20 protein-coding genes are annotated in these 19548 nt (G+C 41.8%); 17 read left to right on the top strand and 3 right to left on the bottom strand.

Going from position 1 to position 19548, the window contains the following annotated elements; translation table 11 throughout:
• Positions 1–129: 129 nt before the first annotated feature.
• From ACM0OY_RS10140 to ACM0OY_RS10085, 12 genes are all read left to right on the top strand, one after another.
• On the top strand, positions 130–1077 hold the full coding sequence (locus tag ACM0OY_RS10140; RefSeq protein ID WP_414568730.1) for a zinc-binding dehydrogenase: 948 nt from the start codon (positions 130–132) through the stop codon (positions 1075–1077).
• A gap of 94 nt (positions 1078–1171) precedes the next feature.
• Positions 1172–1531 carry an Inorganic pyrophosphatase gene (locus ACM0OY_RS10135; RefSeq protein ID WP_414568729.1) on the top strand — a complete coding sequence of 120 codons (360 nt, stop codon included), beginning with the start codon at positions 1172–1174 and terminating at the stop codon, positions 1529–1531.
• A gap of 213 nt (positions 1532–1744) precedes the next feature.
• Positions 1745–2545, top strand: a complete 801-nt coding sequence (locus ACM0OY_RS10130) for an SDR family oxidoreductase (protein ID WP_414568728.1) — start codon at positions 1745–1747, stop codon at positions 2543–2545.
• A gap of 251 nt (positions 2546–2796) precedes the next feature.
• Positions 2797–3711: a TauD/TfdA dioxygenase family protein gene (locus ACM0OY_RS10125; RefSeq protein WP_414568727.1), complete on the top strand. Its 915-nt coding sequence runs from the start codon at positions 2797–2799 to the stop codon at positions 3709–3711.
• A gap of 146 nt (positions 3712–3857) precedes the next feature.
• Positions 3858–5231, top strand: coding sequence for an LLM class flavin-dependent oxidoreductase (locus ACM0OY_RS10120; RefSeq protein WP_414568726.1), 1374 nt, complete (start codon positions 3858–3860; stop codon positions 5229–5231).
• Positions 5232–5395: 164 nt separating this feature from the next.
• On the top strand, positions 5396–5992 hold the full coding sequence (locus ACM0OY_RS10115; protein ID WP_414568725.1) for a glutathione S-transferase family protein: 597 nt from the start codon (positions 5396–5398) through the stop codon (positions 5990–5992).
• A gap of 134 nt (positions 5993–6126) precedes the next feature.
• Complete coding sequence (locus ACM0OY_RS10110) at positions 6127–7038, top strand: DMT family transporter (RefSeq protein WP_414568724.1); 912 nt, start codon at positions 6127–6129, stop codon at positions 7036–7038.
• 120 nt (positions 7039–7158) lie between these two features.
• Positions 7159–7815, top strand: coding sequence for an HAD hydrolase-like protein (locus tag ACM0OY_RS10105; RefSeq protein ID WP_414568723.1), 657 nt, complete (start codon positions 7159–7161; stop codon positions 7813–7815).
• 77 nt (positions 7816–7892) lie between these two features.
• Positions 7893–8036, top strand: a complete 144-nt coding sequence (locus ACM0OY_RS10100; RefSeq protein ID WP_414568722.1) for a hypothetical protein — start codon at positions 7893–7895, stop codon at positions 8034–8036.
• Positions 8037–8063: 27 nt separating this feature from the next.
• Entirely contained in the window at positions 8064–8450 is a 387-nt protein-coding gene (hpxZ, locus tag ACM0OY_RS10095; RefSeq protein WP_414568721.1) for an oxalurate catabolism protein HpxZ, read from the top strand.
• A 318-nt stretch (positions 8451–8768) separates the two neighbouring features.
• Positions 8769–8951, top strand: a complete 183-nt coding sequence (locus ACM0OY_RS10090) for a hypothetical protein (RefSeq protein ID WP_414568720.1) — start codon at positions 8769–8771, stop codon at positions 8949–8951.
• 794 nt (positions 8952–9745) lie between these two features.
• Complete coding sequence (locus ACM0OY_RS10085) at positions 9746–9880, top strand: hypothetical protein (protein ID WP_414568719.1); 135 nt, start codon at positions 9746–9748, stop codon at positions 9878–9880.
• A 52-nt stretch (positions 9881–9932) separates the two neighbouring features.
• On the opposite strand, the gene hisC is transcribed toward ACM0OY_RS10085, so the two are convergent.
• Both hisC and ACM0OY_RS10075 read right to left on the bottom strand, forming a co-directional pair.
• The gene (gene hisC, locus ACM0OY_RS10080) at positions 9933–11015 is read right to left on the bottom strand and encodes a histidinol-phosphate transaminase (protein ID WP_414568718.1); all 1083 of its coding nucleotides are present in this window, start codon (positions 11013–11015) and stop codon (positions 9933–9935) included.
• Between the two features lie 197 nt (positions 11016–11212).
• Positions 11213–12175: a fatty acid desaturase gene (locus tag ACM0OY_RS10075; protein ID WP_414568717.1), complete on the bottom strand. Its 963-nt coding sequence runs from the start codon at positions 12173–12175 to the stop codon at positions 11213–11215.
• A 458-nt stretch (positions 12176–12633) separates the two neighbouring features.
• On the opposite strand from ACM0OY_RS10075, the gene ACM0OY_RS10070 reads away from it, so the two are divergent.
• The 4 genes from ACM0OY_RS10070 to trxA all read left to right on the top strand — a co-directional run bounded on the left by ACM0OY_RS10070 (position 12634) and on the right by trxA (position 17351).
• Entirely contained in the window at positions 12634–12942 is a 309-nt protein-coding gene (locus ACM0OY_RS10070; protein WP_414568716.1) for a hypothetical protein, read from the top strand.
• Positions 12943–13383: 441 nt separating this feature from the next.
• Entirely contained in the window at positions 13384–13596 is a 213-nt protein-coding gene (locus ACM0OY_RS10065) for a hypothetical protein (RefSeq protein WP_414568715.1), read from the top strand.
• A 196-nt stretch (positions 13597–13792) separates the two neighbouring features.
• On the top strand, positions 13793–16711 hold the full coding sequence (locus ACM0OY_RS10060) for a filamentous hemagglutinin N-terminal domain-containing protein (RefSeq protein WP_414568714.1): 2919 nt from the start codon (positions 13793–13795) through the stop codon (positions 16709–16711).
• Positions 16712–17012: 301 nt separating this feature from the next.
• Complete coding sequence (gene trxA / locus ACM0OY_RS10055) at positions 17013–17351, top strand: thioredoxin (RefSeq protein ID WP_414568713.1); 339 nt, start codon at positions 17013–17015, stop codon at positions 17349–17351.
• A gap of 224 nt (positions 17352–17575) precedes the next feature.
• Here trxA and ACM0OY_RS10050 read toward each other — a convergent pair whose 3' ends face one another.
• Positions 17576–18433, bottom strand: coding sequence for an AraC family transcriptional regulator (locus tag ACM0OY_RS10050; protein WP_414568712.1), 858 nt, complete (start codon positions 18431–18433; stop codon positions 17576–17578).
• A gap of 400 nt (positions 18434–18833) precedes the next feature.
• Between ACM0OY_RS10050 and ACM0OY_RS10045 the strand changes: the two genes are divergently transcribed.
• On the top strand, positions 18834–19502 hold the full coding sequence (locus ACM0OY_RS10045; protein ID WP_414568711.1) for an alpha/beta hydrolase: 669 nt from the start codon (positions 18834–18836) through the stop codon (positions 19500–19502).
• Positions 19503–19548 lie beyond the last annotated feature (46 nt).

The following is a 19548-nucleotide window of genomic DNA, read 5'->3' as shown; positions in this document are numbered from 1 at the left end:
AGATATCATTAACCTAGTTGCAGGAATTCAAAGTAAAAAAAGAATAGATAATCCATCAAGTCGATCTCTTGGAAGCAATAAATTGCGAACCAACGATCTAGAAATTAATCTCTAAGCCAGGGCAACCTTATGAGCAAAATACGTGCTGTGATTGTTGACCCCAATGTGCCAGGGCGTTTGGCACTGAGTGAAGTGGCTGCACCACAGCCTGCTTCAGATGAAGCTTTAGTTCGGGTAGTAGCGATTTCCCTGAACCGGGGAGAAGTCAAACGTTCAACCACTGCTGAGGCTGGTTGGCAGCCTGGTTGGGACTTTGCTGGTGTAATCGAAACTCCTGCCATTGATGGGTCAGGACCTCCTCAAGGAGCGCGTGTAGTTGGCTTACGCCGCAGCGGTGCTTGGGCAGAACTCGTGTCTGTTCCCAGCAACACCCTAGCAGAAGTACCGCCATCGGTATCCTTTGCTGAAGCTGCCACATTGCCTGTAGCGGGTTTAACTGCCTACCATGCCCTGCTGAAAGGCGGCTCACTTTTAGGTCGTCCTGTTCTGGTTACAGGTGCATCAGGAGGCGTTGGTTACTTTGCGATTCAATTGGCACGACTATCAGGGGCGCAAGTCGTGGCACACATTCGCCAAGGTGGTTATGAGACTCTGGTGAGGGAAGCAGGGGCAAAATCGGTAGTGATTGGTGAAGACCTCTCACCGGCAAAGGAATACGGCCCTTATCATCTGATTGTAGAGTCAGTAGGTGGCAAGACTTTGGGTATAGCCCTTGGCTTACTAGCTCAGGATGGAAAAACTGTGCTGTATGGAGTTTCTGGGGGTGCTGAAGTGACCTTCAACGCTGCTCAATTTTTCGGGACTGGTGGCGTGAGTTTGTATGGTTTACGTTTGTTCGATGAACTGAGATTTGAATCAGCAGCAGTCGGACTAAAAAGGCTTTTGAGTTTAGTAGAAGCAGGTCAGTTACGTCCTCACATTGATTTAGAAGCTTCTTGGACAGAAATAGCTGACGTAGCCCAAAAACTACTCGACAGGAGTTTTCCTGGCAAGGCTGTATTGCACATTTCCAATTGAGTATTACGGAATAATTCGTAATTCGTAATTTATTGTTTTTTCATAGAACTAAACTCATTGTTTAGACCCGCCTAATTTCAGGCGTATAATAATTATGAATTACAAATTAGAAAATACAAATTATGCTGAATTCTGGTTAAAATTAGACCAGCTTGTCACTGCTAGTAATATCAAAATAGATCGTCCAAGAGGGACACCACATCCACGTTATCCATCCTTTATTTATCCTCTAGATTATGGATATTTGGAAGATACTCATTCTGGAGATAAAGCTGATATAGATGTCTGGATAGGAAGCTTATCAAGTAGAACAGTCACCGCCCTCATCTGTAGCGTTGACTTGGAAAAGCGCGATACAGAAATCAAAATACTTTTGGGTTGTACATCCGAAGAAAGGCGAGGGATTTTGAACATCCATAATACAGGTTCTCAATCAGCAATATTATTGGTTTGAGATGAGGTATTTGAAGTATTTGAAACGCGACAAATCGCATCTATAAAATGAATATTTTATGCTTAATAAAGCAGAGCAAAAAATAGCGGATTATGACAAATAAATCACATTTTTTTAAATTGAAAAAGGATTGTGGAAGAGTAATTTACTAAACTTAGGTTCACAATGCTGTTCCAAATCCAAAATCTAAAACCCCAAATGGTATAACTTTGTATGAGCTTAGAACTAAAACTATCAGGTAAAACAGCCATTGTTACAGGAGGAAGTGCAGGGATTGGCTTAGCGAGCGCCAAAGCTTTGTATAGTGAAGGTGTGAATGTAGCGATCGCAGCTCGTAACCCAGAACGATTAGAAAATGCGGTCAGTGCAATTCAGTCGCTACCCACCCTAGGAGCGAAAGTCATCTCCATCAGTGCTGACCTGACTCAAGCTGAGGATGTTGAGAAAGTTGTGTCAACAACTCTGGCACAGTTTGGTCAGATTGATATTTTGATTAATAACGCCGGTTCAGCCCGTGCGGGGTCATTCCTCAACTCAAGTGATGATTTGTTTTTGGATGCTTGGAATTTAAAACTATTGGGCTACATTCGCTTAGTCAGAGCCGTTGTACCCCATCAAAAAAGTCGCGGTGATGGACGGATTGTTAATATAGTCGGCGGTGCAGCACGTACACCTCGCCCTAGCTTTTTAGCTGGTGGTACAAGCAATGCAGCTCTGCTCAACTTCACAAAAGGCATTTCTAAAGAGTTAGCCGAGTACAACATTCGGATTAATGCCATATCACCTGGTGCTACAGCTACTGAGCGTGCTGAACGTTTAGCTCAGCAGAACGCCCAAGCGCGTGGAATCACCATCGAGCAAGCAAAGGCGGAAAGCCTCCAAACTATTCCTTTAAAAAGAATCGCCCAGCCAGAAGAAATTGCCGCCCTGGCGCTGTTTTTGGTATCCGATTTAGCTGCATCGATTACAGGAACAGAAATTATCGTTGATGGTGGTTCTACTCCTGGTGTTTAACAGGCTAGTACGCCACGGCGTAAATAGAGCAACCATTTAAAATCCCTAAAAAACCTATTCCATAATACTTTTGACTTTTGACTTTTGACTTCCGCCTTGCGGTATTAGGAGGTGGAGGATAGGGGGCAAAGGACATAGACAAATAAGAGTTTCAGAGAGTTCTTGCATAAGTCCTATCTAATTAATAAGAGCGGATTGCAGAGCCTCGAAAACTTCAATTTCAACACAAACTCTTCAGGAGAAACAAACACATGAGTTCGCAACACTTTGACATCAAACCAGTTACCGGACGTATTGGTGCCCAAATCATTGGCGTGAATCTGAGTAGTAACCTCAGCGACGAAATTATCAGTGATATCCGCAAAGCGTTAGTTCAATACAAAGTAATTTTCTTCCGCGATCAACAGCAACTTGATGCCAACGGACAGGTAGCGTTCGCTCGCAGATTTGGTGAAGTCACTACAGCTCACCCCACCGTTCCATCACTTCCAGACCATCCAGAAGTTCTGGATTTGAATTACGGCAAAACTACTTCCCGTGCCAACAGTTGGCACACTGATGTCACATTTGTAGACCGTCCTCCCCTTGGCTCTATTTTGCGGGCACTCGTTATTCCTCAAGCTGGAGGCGATACTATCTGGGCAAACTCTGTAACTGCGTACCAAGATTTACCAAATCATCTGCGTAGTCTTGCAGATGACCTTTGGGCAGTACATAGCAACGCCTATGATTATGCAACTGGATTCGACCTTCCTGAAGACGTGAAGGCTTATCGGGCTGTTTTCACTTCGACGGTATATGAGACACTTCACCCAGTAGTACGAGTTCATCCTGAATCTGGGGAACGTGGGTTATTTATTGGTGGCTTTGTTCGCCAGTTCCGTGGTCTATCAACGACTGAATCCGACGATATTTTAAGACTGTTGCAAGCTTATGTAACCCGTCCCGAAAATACAGTTCGTTGGCGTTGGGAAGTTGGTGATGTGGCATTCTGGGATAACCGCGCGACTCAACACTATGCAGTTGCAGATTACGGCAATCAACCGCGCCACGTTCAACGAGTGACAATTGTTGGCGACGTTCCAGTTGGTATTGATGGTAAACAAAGTCAAGCCATCAAGGGTGACTCTTCTGCATATAACCGACGCGAGGCAGTTGCAGTGTAAGAGGGATTGGGGATTGGCGACTGGGGACTGGGTAATTTTGATTAGAAACTTCTTCCTAATCACTAGTCCCTAATCCCCAGTCCCTAGATGTGCCGAAACGAATTATTAACTCAGTTGAAAAAGCATTAAGTTCGTAGAAATAAAAAATGAGTCAGAAAAAACAACTTAAATTAGGTGCATTTCTACCGGGTTCAGGTCATCACGTAGCGGCTTGGCGACACCCCAACGCTCAAGCAGACGGAGGTCTGAATTTTCAGCATTACAAGCGGCTGGCACAGACAGCGGAACGCGGGAAATTTGATATGCTCTTTCTTGCAGACGGTTTAGCAGTTTGGGATCAAGGAAAAGGAAGAGAAGCTTTTAGTCGTTCGGGACAATTCAGCGTCCACTTTGAACCGCTAACTTTATTATCTGCACTATCTGTGGTGACAGAGCATATCGGTTTGGTGGCAACGGCATCAACTACTTATGACGAACCCTTTCACCTTGCCCGCAAGTTTGCTTCACTAGATTACTTGAGTGGTGGTCGTGCTGGATGGAATGTTGTCACCTCCTCTGCTGAAGCCGCAGCGAAAAACTTCAGCCGAGAAGAACATTTAGAACACGCACTGCGTTATGAACGGGCGAGGGAATTTTTAGAAGTTACTTCCAAGCTTTGGGACAGTTGGGAAGATGATGCCTTTTTACGCGACAAAGAATCAGGTATTTACCTCGACCCTGACAAGCTACACGTTCCCAATCATAAAGGTAAACATTTCTCAGTGCGCGGCCCGTTGAATGTAGCCCGCCCCATTCAAGGGTATCCGGTGATTGTGCAAGCTGGTTCTTCCGAGGCTGGGCAAGATCTAGCGGCACAAACAGCAGAAGCAATTTTTACTGCCCAGCAAACTCTTGCTGAAGCCCAGACCTTTTATTCTAGTGTCAAAGACAGACTGACCAAATACGGGCGATCGCCCGATCATCTAAAGATTATGCCTGGTATATTTCCGGTAATTGGTAGAACTGAGGAGGAAGCCAAAGAAAAGTACGAGCAACTTCAAGAGTTGATTCATCCGTCGGTTGGATTAGGATTACTTTCAGCACTTATAGGCGGACACGATTTATCGAAATACCCATTAGACGGACCACTGCCAGATTTGCCAGATACCAATGGTGGCAAAAGTCGTTTGCAGCTGATAACAGACCTCGCCCGTAGAGAGAATTTAACAATTAGACAACTGTATTTGTGGATTGCTGGGGCACGGGGACATCGGACAATTCTGGGAACACCAGAGCAAATTGCTGACCAGATCGAAGACTGGTTTGTTAACGATGGTGCTGATGGATTTAACATTATGCCGCCTTGGCTACCTGGTGGTTTGGATGAATTTGTCGATTTGGTGATTCCAGAACTGCAACGCCGGGGTTTATTCCGCACCGAATATGAAGGCCGTACCCTGCGCGAGAATCTTGGTTTACCTCGTCCGTTAAATCAGTTCAGCAAAGTTGCATCGCCTGAATTGGCGGGTGCTTCCAGATAATTTTGCTAAGAGTATAGTTTTACTTTAAAACAGCGACCGCACTTTTTCATGAAACTCTTCTATACACCTAATTCTCCCTACGCACATATAGCACGGGTAACTGCACTAGAACTGAATCTGAGCGATCGCATTGAAATGCAGAAAGTCACTGTACGAGATCCGATATGAAACTCTTTTACACAGAAAAATCTCAATACGCCCGCATAGTTAGAGTTGCAATCATTGAGCTAAATTTAAGCGATCGCGTGGAACTGCAAGAAGTTACGGTGCGCGATCCCAATAGCGAATTACTCAATTACAACCCGACAGGTAAAGTGCCAATTCTAGCGACTGATGACGGATTCATCTTGAGTGAAACCCGAATCATTGTTAGCTATCTAAATCGCTTAAATCCTGAAATCAAAATTGTTGCTGATGATTCTGACGGATTTTCGCAACAGCTTGAAGGCATCACAACTGCATTTATCGATGGTATTAGTACTTGGGCACGGGAGCGAATACTGCGTACCGAAAGTGAGCAATCACCACAGGTAATTGAGCTAGAGCGATCGCGTGCTTTGCGAATTCTAGACTACTTTGAGAAAATTTCAGAAAAACTCGACCAAACTCCTAAGCTGGCTCATATCACTCTCGCCTCTGCACTAGGGTTAGAAATTCGTCTGCCCGAATTGCAATGGCGACAGAAGTATCCGAAACTTGCTCAATGGTATGATGAATTTTCTGGGCGGCCGTCCCTACAAGTGACGAAACCAGAGTCCTAAAAACTCAAATTTCGTTTGGTCTGTCAGTCCAGTGGTTTGGGCAATACAATCGGGTTTTAAAAAACCTTTTTTGCGTGTTAGGCATCCTGACAGTTCTTCTATCCTCCTTTGTTTTGGCGTTTCACAATGTTACTGTGCGAGTTTTGTTTTCAGAACATCTTGTACTCAATTTATATTTACTTGGTGGATACGTTAAACCGGATTTGCAGAATTCATTCTTGCTGATGTTTATGCGAATGCTACTCGTGGTTCCACTCATGGCATCTCTGGCATTCAAGCTATATCCATCTGCTTTTATAGAGTTACGAGAGTTGTTCGTTCGCCAACATCGGAATGTTCTAATTCAAGCGTTTAGCTGTGGAGTATTAATGTTTGTTTACATTGCCTTACTCTACATTGCTATTGGTCTGATTCCCACTGGAATTGCTACGACCCTTTTCTTCATATATCCCGTGTTTACGGCGTTGCTATCCTGGAAGTTTTTTGGACAACGCCCTACATTTTTTCGTTGGCTGGTGATAGGAATTATTTTGCTGGGGTGCGTTCTTGTTATTCCGAAATATTCTGGAAACCACAGCAATAATACCATTTTATTTGGCATTTTAGCGAGTATTAGTGCTGGGGTTGTTTATGCTTTTTATAACGTTATCGCCCAAAAATGTTTGGAAAAATTCCATCCAGTTCCCTTCACTTGGATCAGCTTTGCTTGTACCCTAATACTTTCCGGTATTAGCTTATTGTTCTGGCCAGTTTCCACTGCTCAACTTGACTGGACACCTGTGTGGATTGGTAGTATCTTTTCTGGTTTAGTTAGCTTTATCGGGCACACTTTAAACAATTTGGGTATTCGGATGATTGGTGCAACTACCGCATCAATAATCGGTTCTAGTAGTCCAGCTTTAACCGCAATAGTAGCCTGGGGAGCGATTAACGAAACTTTAAACTTGACTCAAATTATGGGGATTAGTGTTGTTACATTTGGGATTGCTTTACTTAGTGGAGAAAGCTTTTTTAAATCACTTAAAATTAGGAAGTATGGGGACTAGTACCGTAATGCGGAAGTCAAAAGTTAAAAATCAAAATTATTAATGAATTAGTTTTTTAGGGATATATAAAATAAAACTTATAGCTTTAGACTTATTTTTAATTATAAATTAGTACGAAATATGATTGCTGATACTATCCTTTTCGATCTAGATGGAACATTGACAGATCCTAAGCTTGGTGTTACTCGCTGTATTCAGTATGCTTTATCTGAACTCGGTTATATAGCACCGGAGGCTGAGGAATTGGATTGGTGTATTGGGCCTCCGCTCAAAGATAGTTTTTCGCAGTTACTCAAGACTTCAGATAATGCGTTGATTGAGAAGGTACTTTCACTTTATCGGAGTCGCTTTTCCACAATTGGATTATTTGAAAATTCGCTTTATCCGCTGATTACAGAAACTTTAAAAGCGATTCGTTTTGCTGGCTATAAAACTTTTGTTGCCACTTCAAAACCACATATCTACGCTACGCGGATTATTGAACATTTTTCTTTATCATTGCTTTTTGATGGCGTTTATGGTAGTGAATTTGATGGCACTCGGAGCGCCAAAACTGACTTAATTTCCCATATTTTACTCACAGAAAATCTTTCGCCTTCTAGTGTGGTGATGGTTGGCGATCGCCAACACGACATGATTGGAGCCAAGCGCAATCATATTGCTGCAATTGGTGTCACTTACGGCTATGGAACTGAGGAGGAATTAAAAACTCATGGCGCTGATTTGATAGCTCATTGTCCAGAAAATATTCCAGCACTTGTAATTCCTAATTTCTAATTTATCGCTCAAAATAATGCCCTCAATTAGCGATCGCAATCTATGGCGGTTTTTTTGGAGCCGATCTAGGAATTTTAATGCTGGCAACTTTATCATTTTTAGGCATCAAAAATATTCATACTGTTACTCTAGTTGCTAGTGTTTGTGTTGTTGGGTCACTCTTGTTTATGCAGCAAGTCTCCACCTTCCGTGATTTGGTTCGTCAAAAAGTTCATAATTAGTCTTAGAATCAAAAGTTGGTAACAACAATGACCACAGTAAATGACCCTGGCATTGTAGCTGAAGTGACTGATTTATATCTTCAATATGAGGAAGCGCTTTGTAATAATAATTTAGAAGTGATGGATACTTTGTTTTGGGATGCGCCTGAAGTGGTGCGTTTCGGGGTAACAGAAAATCTCTATGGTAGCGATGAAATTCGTAACTTTCGCCAGAATCGACCAAATCCAAAAATAGACCGACAAATCTCGAATCTTAAAGTTGTCACGTTTGGCAAAGATACAGCAACCGTGACTTTAGAGTTTCGCCGCATTATTAATGGTGTAGAACGTTTCGGGCGACAAAGCCAGACTTGGTATAGATTTCCCGGAGGATGGAAAATAGTTTCAGCACATGTTTCTTTACTACCTGTGTAAATTTTATACTATTTTTTAGCAATGGCTACGCTCGTCATTAGGTAACCCTCTCCTATAGAAGGCATCGCAGACATCTTCGTTCTACTGGCTTTCCAAACATCCTTTGAGACTGCGATCGCCTTCATTCTATTAAACTAATCATTCAATATTTGTTTTGTAAATCACTATTTTTTGTTAATAATTAGTTTTTGAAAATATCAGAAGGTAGAACAAAGATAGAACCTAGTTATACCTTTTGACTTATGAACTGAGGACAAAAGTTTCTTATATTCAAGTGAAGGTGATTATCACCTTATCAAGTAAGTGAGGTAATTAATTATGTCAAAGCAAATCAGTACATTGGATTTACTTGTGGAGTTAACCACAGAAGAACAGCAGCTTTTATCTGGGGGACAAGACAGTCCTGAAGACGGAAATGGAGACGGAAATGGTTTTAGAGGCGAAAATGATCTAAGAAATCTAACAAATAGATTATCTCTTGCAAATCTAATTCCCAAATAATGGTAACTAGGTCAACCAAATTAAACTAAAGACCCCTCCAGTTGTAGGTAAGGGAAATTTTCCTATTCCTTTATAGAAAAGGGAGCGAGTCTATTTTATGTTTTTTTAGGTTGACTTACTTCTACTGCTAATAGTAGACGGTAGAAGTACGTTTTTGAGTTTGGAAATACTTGTGCATCAAGTCTTCGTTCTAGATGATAGTAGTTCATCTTAGCCTTCTTTTGTCATAGTGGGAGAACCTAATTCCTGAAAGCCTTTTGAAGCTTTGTGTTTCACCTTTTGGCTGCAAATTTTAATTCATGTTAGAAAATAAAGCCTCAAACTTTGGTTAAATAAAAGCTCCAGAGTCTGTATTCGTTTGTTGTTTTCCGAAAGTGACAGAAGCGTTCGAGGAATGTGAGATCTGACGACAAGACGCTTTGCGTCTACGCATTTCCAATGAATGTAAAAAAACAGAAATGTTTCTTAGAAGAGGCTTAGAGATCAGAAAACCTAGAGCAGCTACGAAAAGACAAGAAGAGCTATTTAGCTTATTCAAGAGCAACTAAGTTTTGAGAAATTTGAGTTAATCTCTTCTGTCTTTTGAGACATTTAATACATTCCTAGCAAAGGAGCGCTCAAAATGATTACTAACTTTTGTTATGTTGAGGAACTCTCTCCTAGTCAAGCTGAAACTATTTCAGGAGGGTTTCCAGCAAAATGGGGAAATGCAACATACGATGTTAATCTTAGTGACAGGGTGCAAGGTGATTGGACTGTTATCTGGGTGAGAGCAAGACCATCAAGTGGTCGCGATGTCTATACCTATTCAGCCAGAAGAACTTAACCACTTACCGATCGCCAGCAATCCATTATTGTCTACGGCGATGAACAAATCCACCAGCACCACAAGCTGGTTCAAACAAGTGACGGCAGAGATCAGTTGTTAGAGGTAAAGGCGATCAAGGTTGCGATCGCCTTTTTGTTTGAGTCAAGCGATGTCTACGACGGGCTGCGCCTACGCACTCCTACCGTTTCTAACAAAGAAACTAGTGCCTCCACTAAAGCCTGATTTTGTTCATCAGTCCCAACAGTGATGCGTAATTTATCCTCTAGTCCTGGCTGCTTGAAGTAGCGGATTAAAATTCCTTGTTCCTTGAGTTTTTGATAAAGATATTCGGCGTTTCCTGCTGGAGGTTGTGTCAGCAAAAAGTTAGTTTGTGAATCCCAAATACGAAAACCTAATTGTTTTAAATCTGCTGCTAGCTTAGTTCGCGATGCTTTAATTTTTGCCACACAAGCATTTTTATAAGCTTGGTCAGTAATTGCAGCAGTGCCAATTGCACAGGCGATCGCATCAATGTTATAGCTATCTTTGACTTTAAACAATCCATGCAACAGTTTGGGATTTGCCACCCCAAATCCTAATCGTAATCCCGCTAACGAGTATCCCTTAGAAAGTGTCCGAATCACAATCACATTTTCATATTCCTTTACCAAAGCCAACGCATTCTCTTCAGTAAAATCTATATAAGCTTCATCAATTACTAAAACTCCAGATAACTGGCTGGCTAGTTTTCGCAAGTCATCTATTGCCACCACATGCCCCGATGGGCTATTAGGCGAGGCAATAAATGTTACACACCCATTGACAGCAATCAATTCTTCTAACGGTAAACTATAATCTTCATCGTAGGATATTTCAGTAATATCCGCATCCTGCATTTGAGATAATGTGCGATAAAGGACATAAGTAGGTATTGGATAAACTACCTTGCGTCCGGGTTCTGCACAAGCTCGAATCACTACACTTAACAATTCATCGCTGCCATTTCCGACAATTATCCAATCACTAGGAACATCTAAGACTTTACTAGCAGCTTGGCGAAATTCTCCCCCGAAAGGTTCTGGATACCGTCGCAACCATTCTCCATCGATATTTTGCAGCACAGCTAATGCCGCAGGGGAGGGAGGATAGGGGTTCTCATTACTGTTGAGTTTAACGATCTGCGTTCCACGTTGAGGCTGCTCACCAGGAATATAGCTAGCCATTGCATCAACATTGGAGCGGAAATACTTGGTCATGCTAATTCATAATTCTGAATTCATAATTTTACAATCTACAGTAGATTTCTAGTTGATTAAGCAAAGAAGCTAAGTATTGTCTTAGCGCTGGAAGCCCGGTAAATCCATATCTTAATCAGCAATGCCTAAATAATGGTGTTTTATCGTTGCATACAGGGCTAATTCTTTCCCTATTGGTGTCCTGAAGGGCTTGGTTATTATAATGGCGATCGCCCGAATTCACCAACAATATCCCAGTTAACTTTTATATAGCCCGGTTCAATGTGGGTGAAGTGTGAACTCAACTGTTGATGAACTGTAGGTAGAGCGTGAAACGGAATTGATGGGTACAAATGATGCTCTGCATGAAATGGCATATTCCACATCAAAAATCGTACAGGAAACAGCGTCAGCGTTGTACGGGTATTTGTCAACAGATTAGCATTAAGAGTACAACCTGTGTGTTCTGCCAACAGAATAAAACGCAGAATTGGTTGACCGACAAGCAAAGGCAGCAGCCAATAGAGGAAAAACCAAGGCTCACCTGCTGCAATGGAGATAGCGATCGCTGCCGCATAAACAGCTAATTGCCAACGAGTCGAGCGAATAACTTCAGCTCGTGCTGTTTGTGGCACAAATGGGCAATCATCAAGTTGACCAAAAGCAGCCCGAAAATGCCCACCGATTTTGCCTAACCACCAGGGTAAACCACTAATTATTAATAAGTATTTACCTAAATTGCTTGGTTTGAGATCGGTCAGTTCTGGATCTTTGTCAGGAACACGAGTATAGCGGTGATGCCAGTTGTGGTAGTAGAGAAAAAATGTGCTGTTATAAAATGAAAGTAAACCTGCACACCAAGCCACAATATCATTCAAACGATTGTTTGCAAAAGCAGTTCTGTGAACGCATTCATGCATAGGTGCGAACATAGAAGCTAGACAAAAGCCGTAGATTGCTAGTGCTGGTATTGCTAATAACCAATTGCCAAAGTTCATTGCCCATACGTAACCACTAACTCCCATAACGGTTAAATGTCCAGCCAATTGAACCAGCCCCTTCCAGTTATAGCGATGATTCAAAGGACTTAATTCTTGCATATTCAGAATTTGGCGGGGCTTGTGTTGCTTGTCAACTTCGTTGTCTAATAATTCAGATTGAATAATTGCATCACTAGACATCGTTAAAACTCCACATAGTATAGATATAAATTTTAAACAAAAAATACAATGAATTTTTCTCAACCCTAACTGAGCAAGGAGCGCTCAGTCAATATATAGCACTACGCTGAAAAAAGTAAGCTGGGCTAAGCGCAGCGCAACCCAACAAAGCAACACAAATATTGGATTCCCCTATGCAAAGCGGCCTTTTGGTCAAGTTGAAAAACATTTAGTTTGCATATTGGAATTGGGTCAAACCCTTGTCATTTGGGTATCATACCCGCCCATATCATGTCAGTTAAATATGGAACATATCTAGGTTGCTTAACGTAACCTATATTTATTTATCGAACTCATAGAAATAAATTAACCCATTTGTAGGAGGTCATTTGTAAAGCGATCACTGTATTTTACATATCATCAGACCAAAATAAGATGGCTTGATAATACGCAAAATTCACACAATAGATGTATTAACTATGTTCAATCTAAAATTAAATCATTGTATACAACTACAAATGTTAGTGTTGTCAACAGCTTTTATGCTAGTTGCGGAAACTTCTGCTAACGCTCAACAAACTATCCCTAATCTGACTCCAGCACAAGCTCAAAATTTATCTCGTGACTTGTTTCCATCTACATCTCAAGACTTTTTTAGGCAAGGAAATAATGCGTTTGAAAGAGAAATCCAACTTCTCAGACAAAGACAACTTTCTTCAAATAAACCTATTCTGAAGATAGATTTGATACAGATCCGAAAAAGACCACTTACCCAGGAAAAACCCTGAAATCGTAAATATAAAGTATCTAATTGCATAACGTAGATATGGTGTGTTGGCCTACTCCTCCGGGGAAGCAAGCTACGCGAAGTGTCTCGTGGAGAAACTTACCACAGGTATCGGTCTTGGAAGCCAATACCATACTTACTTAGCAGTTATGGAAAAGAGCGATCGGTGAAAGCTCAATGACTAAGTAGTTAAGCAAAATTCAATACACATGTAGTCAAGCGATAGGCAAAGAGGCAATAGGGAATAGGGGAATAGTAGTTATAAACCATTACCTATTGCCCATTCCTTCCTTGCCTAATTCTTTTTCAGCGTATCCTGAGTATCCAAACCTTAAGCAAATTCCGGAGAAAATATAAAGTTTTGTTAAACCAATGCATAATTTCTACAAACTATACAGAAACATTAATGGACTGTAAATTTTTTAACTTGAGGGTATAAGTCATGAATGAAAGCATTGAGCCTAATCTGACTAATGCAGAACAATCTTCTCTAGAAGACGAGACCGCAGAACCTAATGATAGCCAAACAATTGATACTAAGCTTATCGATCCAAAAAAATCCCTCATGCAGAAAGGTAAATCAGTACAAATTGCTGGCGTAACAATGGATCCTCCGCCGACTAAAGAAGAGGTTTCCCCTGAGGTAATTGTCTAGTTTTGGCAATTGATTGCCTTTGCTAATCAGCAAGATCAGATTATTAAGCTAATGAGCATTTAAGTTGCATAAAACCACGGCTAGAGCCGCTTACTACAAGCGAATCAGTCTAGAAAAATGAATGATCATTAGCTTACCGACTTTCTACTTTCCCAATATTTCATCTTCTAGTTGATTTTGAACTTTTTCGTAATTTATGAAACAACGTTTTTATATCTTATGGGGTGCTTGTGGTATCTCCTTGTGTTTGGTAACTGCGACCAGTACCGTCCAGGCTCAATCTATCCAGATAGATGGGACTACCCCAACCACACCACCTACATGCAGTGGAAGTTGTAATATTGGGGGTGGACTTAAAATTGGTAACAATCTTTTTCACAGTTTTTCTGAATTTAACGTGGATCGAGGAGCAACAGTTTTGTTCCTCGATCCAGGAGTCACAAATATTCTGACTCGGGTAACAGGAAATAAACCGTCCAACATTCTTGGGACATTAGGTGTATCAGGGCTGGGTAATGCCAACCTGTTTTTGATAAACCCCAATGGGATTATCTTTGGGCCAAATGCCAAGCTAGATGTTCGGGGTTCATTTGTAGGAACTACAGCTAATGCTATTCAATTTGGCAATCAAGGCTTTTTTAGGGCTTCTGCTTCTGAAGTTCCATTATTGACAGTCAATCCTTCAGCTTTGTTCTATCAAAATCCCCAAGGAGTAATTGAGAACAATTCAATTGCAGCAGATTCAACAGACTCATCTGTATTAGGGCTAAGGGTTCCTGATGGACGGAGTTTGCTACTAGTTGGTAGAGAGGTGAACTTAGACGGAGGAAGATTAAATGCTTTTGGCGGTCGAGTGGAATTGGGAGGATTAGCTGAACCTGGAGTAATAGGGTTAGATGTTGATAACAACAACTTCCGCTTAAGTTTTCCTGAAAATACCGCCTTAGCAGATGTATCACTAACCAATGGAGCTAGAGTTGATGTAACTGCTAATGGTGGTGGTAGCATTACACTCAATGCAAGAAATATAGACATTTCAGGAAAGGATACTAGGCTTTTTAGCGGCATCAGACGAGGAATAGCTAGCAGTAAAGCTGGAGATATTACACTCAATGCTACGGGAGCAGTGACAGTTACAGAGGGTAGTAGAATCCTGAACAGAGTGCTATCTGGAGGACAAGGCAATAGTGGCAACATTAATATTAAGGCTGGATCGCTCTCTTTAATTAACGGTAGTAAAATACAAGCCCTCACTTTTGGCAAAGGAAATGCTGGCAACGTGATCATTGATGTTCCCAATGGGGCTGTTACAGTTGTCAGTAACCTTGTCAGTAACCTTGTTGACCTTAGCAACGACGACAAGCTTTCTCGGATCGATAGCAGTGTGCAAAAAAGCAGTCTTCCGGCAGAACAAGAAGAAGGTAACGGTGGTAATGTCGAAATCACAGCTAGAGAACTTTATATAAAAAATGGAGGTTTCGTCAATACCGGAACCTTAGGACAAGGAGATGCTGGAAAGATATTGATAAACGTTTCGGATTTTGTCTCTCTCGAATCCGCAGTAGGCAGTGGAATTTTTAGCAATGTGTCAGCAGGAGGAGTAGGTAATGGTGGTGATATTAAGATTACGACGCGATCGCTCTCCTTAACTGGCGGGTCTCAGATAGCTAGTTCTGTTCTCAATCAAACTACACAAAACTTGGGAGGCCGGGGAAATGGTGGAAATATCACAATCAATGCTTTTGATTCTGTAACTATTTCAGGCACTAATCCTGAAACGGGTTTGTCTAGCGGCTTACTTGCCGCGACAGAGACAGGTGCAGAAGGTCGAGCAGGCAATATTACCATCAATACGGCAGCCTTTTACATCGCAAACGGTGGTGCTGTGAATACCCAAACTTTCAATCAGAGTAATGCAGGTAACATCACCATTAATGCAACTACCTTTGAAGCTATTAATGGTGGACAAATTATCGCCACCGCCAGTAGTTCTGGAAATGCTGGCAATATTATCCTTAAAGTTACTGATAGAATCACACTTTTTGGAAGCGATCGCACCTTTGCTCAACGACTCGCCGAATTTCCGGATCAAGTTCCAAATGAAGGAGCCGCTAGTGGCTTATTTGCCAGTACCCGCCCTGACTCTACAGGATTAGGAGGGAATATCGCAATTGAAACTGGACAATTTATTCTCCAAAATCAAGCTCAAGTCAGCGTTAGTAGCCAAGGAAAAGGGGATGCAGGCAATATTGATCTAAATGCACGTATCCTAAGTTTGGACAACCAAGCAAAAATTACCTCAGAAACTGAATCAGGTAAGGGTGGAAATATTACCCTCCAACTGCAAGACTTATTACTGATGCGTCGTAATAGTCAAATATCCACTAATGCGGGCAAGACAGGATTAGGTGGCGATGGAGGTGATATCAAAATTAATGTACCTAATGGCTTTATTGTTGCTGCTCCCTTAGAAAATAATGATATTACTGCTAATGCCTTCTCTGGAAATGGTGGTAATATTTCAATCACCACTAAGAGCATCTTTGGGTTTGTGCGCCGCAGCGGTGAAGACATACAAAGGCTAGATCCAGACAACCTTGACCCCAATAAGGTTCCAACCAGTGACATTACATCATTTTCTCAGCAAAAACCTTCATTAAATGGCATAGTACAAATAAACTCACCAGATGTTGACCCCAGCAAAGGATTAGCAGAACTGCCCGTAAATGCCGTAAATGCGTCCCAGCAAATTGCTGCTGAGTGCAATGCTAGTGGAAAACCGAGCAGGAGTTCATTTACAGTTATGGGACGCGGCGGAGTACCATCTGATCCCGTACAACCACTGACATCTGATAGAGTGTTGGTAGATTGGATCGCACTGCAACCAGAGGCAAAAAATTCTGTTAATGCTATCCAAAACACAGTAATTATTTCAAAACAGAGAAACACAGAACATACTTTACAGAAAACCAATTCTGTGAATCAGCCTGCTCAAATTGTGGAAGCCCAAGGCTGGGTAGTGGACGCCAATGGTAATGTGGTTCTAGTTGCTCAAATACCAACTGCAACAACTCATAACTTAGCCCTTACATCTGCTTCTTGTCCTGTTAAATAAATATCTTGCAAAAAATTAAAAACTCTTTTGAATCCTCTAGAACTTATGCAATAGGTCTCTAAAACTCTTATTTGCACCAAATTTATAATCCAAGAAAACCCTGCTTCCTCTGCGTTAGCCTGTGGGAAGTCCCCTCGCGTCTACCTCATTTTGCTACCTTTCCCAAGAGTAGAGGTATGAATAATGCTCCTATGCTGATTTCCTAATCTAAGAAATTAATGAAACTGATAGACAGAACAAAGTATAGTTTGTATAGTCAGTTTTGTAATGAAATTTTAGTTTTACATTAGAGGCTTAAAACATGTCTACTGATACTCACATAGTTCCTTACGTTGAAGAAAGCGAATTTGATGTTGTTTTAAATGGAAGTGAAGAGCAAGTTGTTGTTGTTGACTTTACTGCTACTTGGTGTGGCCCCTGTCGGCTGATTAGTCCGTTAATGGATCAACTTGCCCAGGAATACAAAGGTCGTGCTAAAGTCGTCAAGGTAGACGTTGACGGTAACAAACCACTCTTCAAAAAATATGGTCTTCGCAGCATTCCAGCGGTTTTAATTTTTAAAGATGGTGTTTTAGCAGAGACTATCGTGGGAGTTTCTCCTTACGAGCAGTTCACCAACATTATTGACAAGCTTCTTTAGCTAATTTGTAATTGAAAAAGATTTGATTGCTCAAGAAAAATAACCCCTCATTATATAGCCGTAGTCACACAGGTTAGGACATTTTGAAAGCATGGAAGCTAGGAATAGTAATACTTTTACCTCCTGCCTCCTGCCTCCTGCCTTCTGCCTTCTGCTATACCAGAAAATATTTATGCAAGAGTTCTTTTGTATTAGTCCTTTGCACCAATAAACCTGTCCAATTCTTATTGCCCTAAATTGCTCCGCAGCTTGGCGATGTCACGATGCGGGGGAATACCAAATAGTTTTTTATATTCCCGGCTGAAATAAGACGCGTCATCGTAACCGACACGAAAGCTGGCGCTCGCCACGTCCATGTTTTCGGCGAGCATCAGACGGCGTGCTTCCTGAAGCCGTATTTGTTTCTGGAACTGCAAGGGACTCATTGCCGTAACAGACTTGAAATGAGAGTGAAAGCCTGACACGCTCATGCCGAGTTCGCGGGCTGTATCTTCGATTTTCAGCGGCCGTTCGATGTTCTCGCGGATTTGGCTGACGACCCTGGAGATGCGCTGCACGTCGCCTTCCGTAATGATCAGCTGGCCCAGCCGCGCGCGCTGTTTTCCCTTTAAAAGCCGATAGACGATCTCGCGGATGATGAGCGGCGCGAGAAACTTCATTTCGTCCGGCGTGTCAAATAATTTCACCAATTTGACGACCGCATCAAGTAAATCGGCATCAACCGGGCTGACATCCATCGCCTTGACTCCGGCATTGCTTTTTTTTGTTTCGATGCCGGATTCAATCATCACCGCAGCAACAAGTGACGGATCGAGGTCTATGCGAAGATTCAAATAAGGTTTTTCCTCGGACGCTTCGACGACATTACTCATAATCGGCAAATCAAGCGTCGAGATTAAGTAATGACCGGAATCATAGTGAAATAATTCATCGTTCAAAAGCACATCCTTGCTGCCCTGCGCGATGACGCAGAAGGCGGGCTTTAATACGGATACCTCGCTCTCGGTCCGTTTCGACGATTGATATATGAAAATGCCCGGAAACACTTCCAAAACGCTGTTTTCGGGAGCGAGACGAATCATTCTTTCGATCAGCTCTTCCCGATTGATCTGCTTCTACAGTGTTCATAAATTCATCTTAAAGGCTTTGTTCTGACAGCGGTAAGCGTTCGCAGAGCGTCTCGTAGAGAAGCCATGCCGCAGGCTTATCGCCTGCGTTCTTTAACTTTTTTTCCTCATCTTAGACTACTACCTCTGAACGCAACTTAGTATCAGCACGCGATCGGCAGATTTTTAGAGAATTGTCCGGTTTTTTTCGATGAACGTCCTCACGCTATCCGTTTTCACGCCCGTAAAATTGAACTCATACAGCAAACGGTAGAAACGCTGCTGATAAAAACCAGATTAATATTTGGAGAAATTTCAGATTAATAGAGCAACAATTTCAATCTGTAAATCTGATAATGCAAAGGAGAAAAATTATATGAAACATCTATTAATTTTAGGGATGATGACTCTTATGATCGGCGGACAGGCTTACACACAAACAGAACAAAAAGAACAATCAAAAAAACCAAAAGAAATGGAACAAATAACAGCAAAAGGATATACAACTTTTAAAGTAGGCGACAACGTTACGATGTATAAGGTTACTTTTAAAAACCAATACAAAATGAATGTTGCGGGACATCTATTTATTCCCAAAAATTTAGATCAAAGTAAAAAATATTCGGCGATCGTTGTTGGGCATCCTATGGGAGCTGTAAAAGAACAAAGTGCCAACGTGTATGCTGCAAATATGGCTGAACGAGGGTTTGTGACTTTATCTGTTGACTTGTCTTTCTGGGGTGAGAGTCAGGGCGAACCACGCAACGCTGTTGCGCCTGATATTTATTCTGAAGATTTCAGTGCAGCAGTTGACTTTCTTGGCACCCGTCCATTTGTTGACAGAAACCGAATCGGAATAATTGGAATTTGTGGTAGCGGAAGCTTTGTTATCAGTGCCGCTAAGATTGATCCGCGCATGAAAGCGATCGCAACTGTCAGTATGTACGATATGGGAGCAGCCAACCGAAATGCACTTAACCATTCGCTGACTCTTGAGCAGAGAAAGAAAATCCAGGAGAAGGCTGCAAAGCAACGTTATCAGTAAACCAAAAAGTTTTTCTCCAAAGAGCGATCGCTAAAATATTTACATT

Origin of the sequence: Nostoc sp. CCY 9925 (assembly GCF_963920935.1) — a bacterium.
GTDB lineage: Bacteria > Cyanobacteriota > Cyanobacteriia > Cyanobacteriales > Nostocaceae > Nostoc.
The sequence above is the reverse complement of the archived record's forward strand: the minus strand, read 5'-3'. Positions and strand labels throughout refer to the sequence as shown.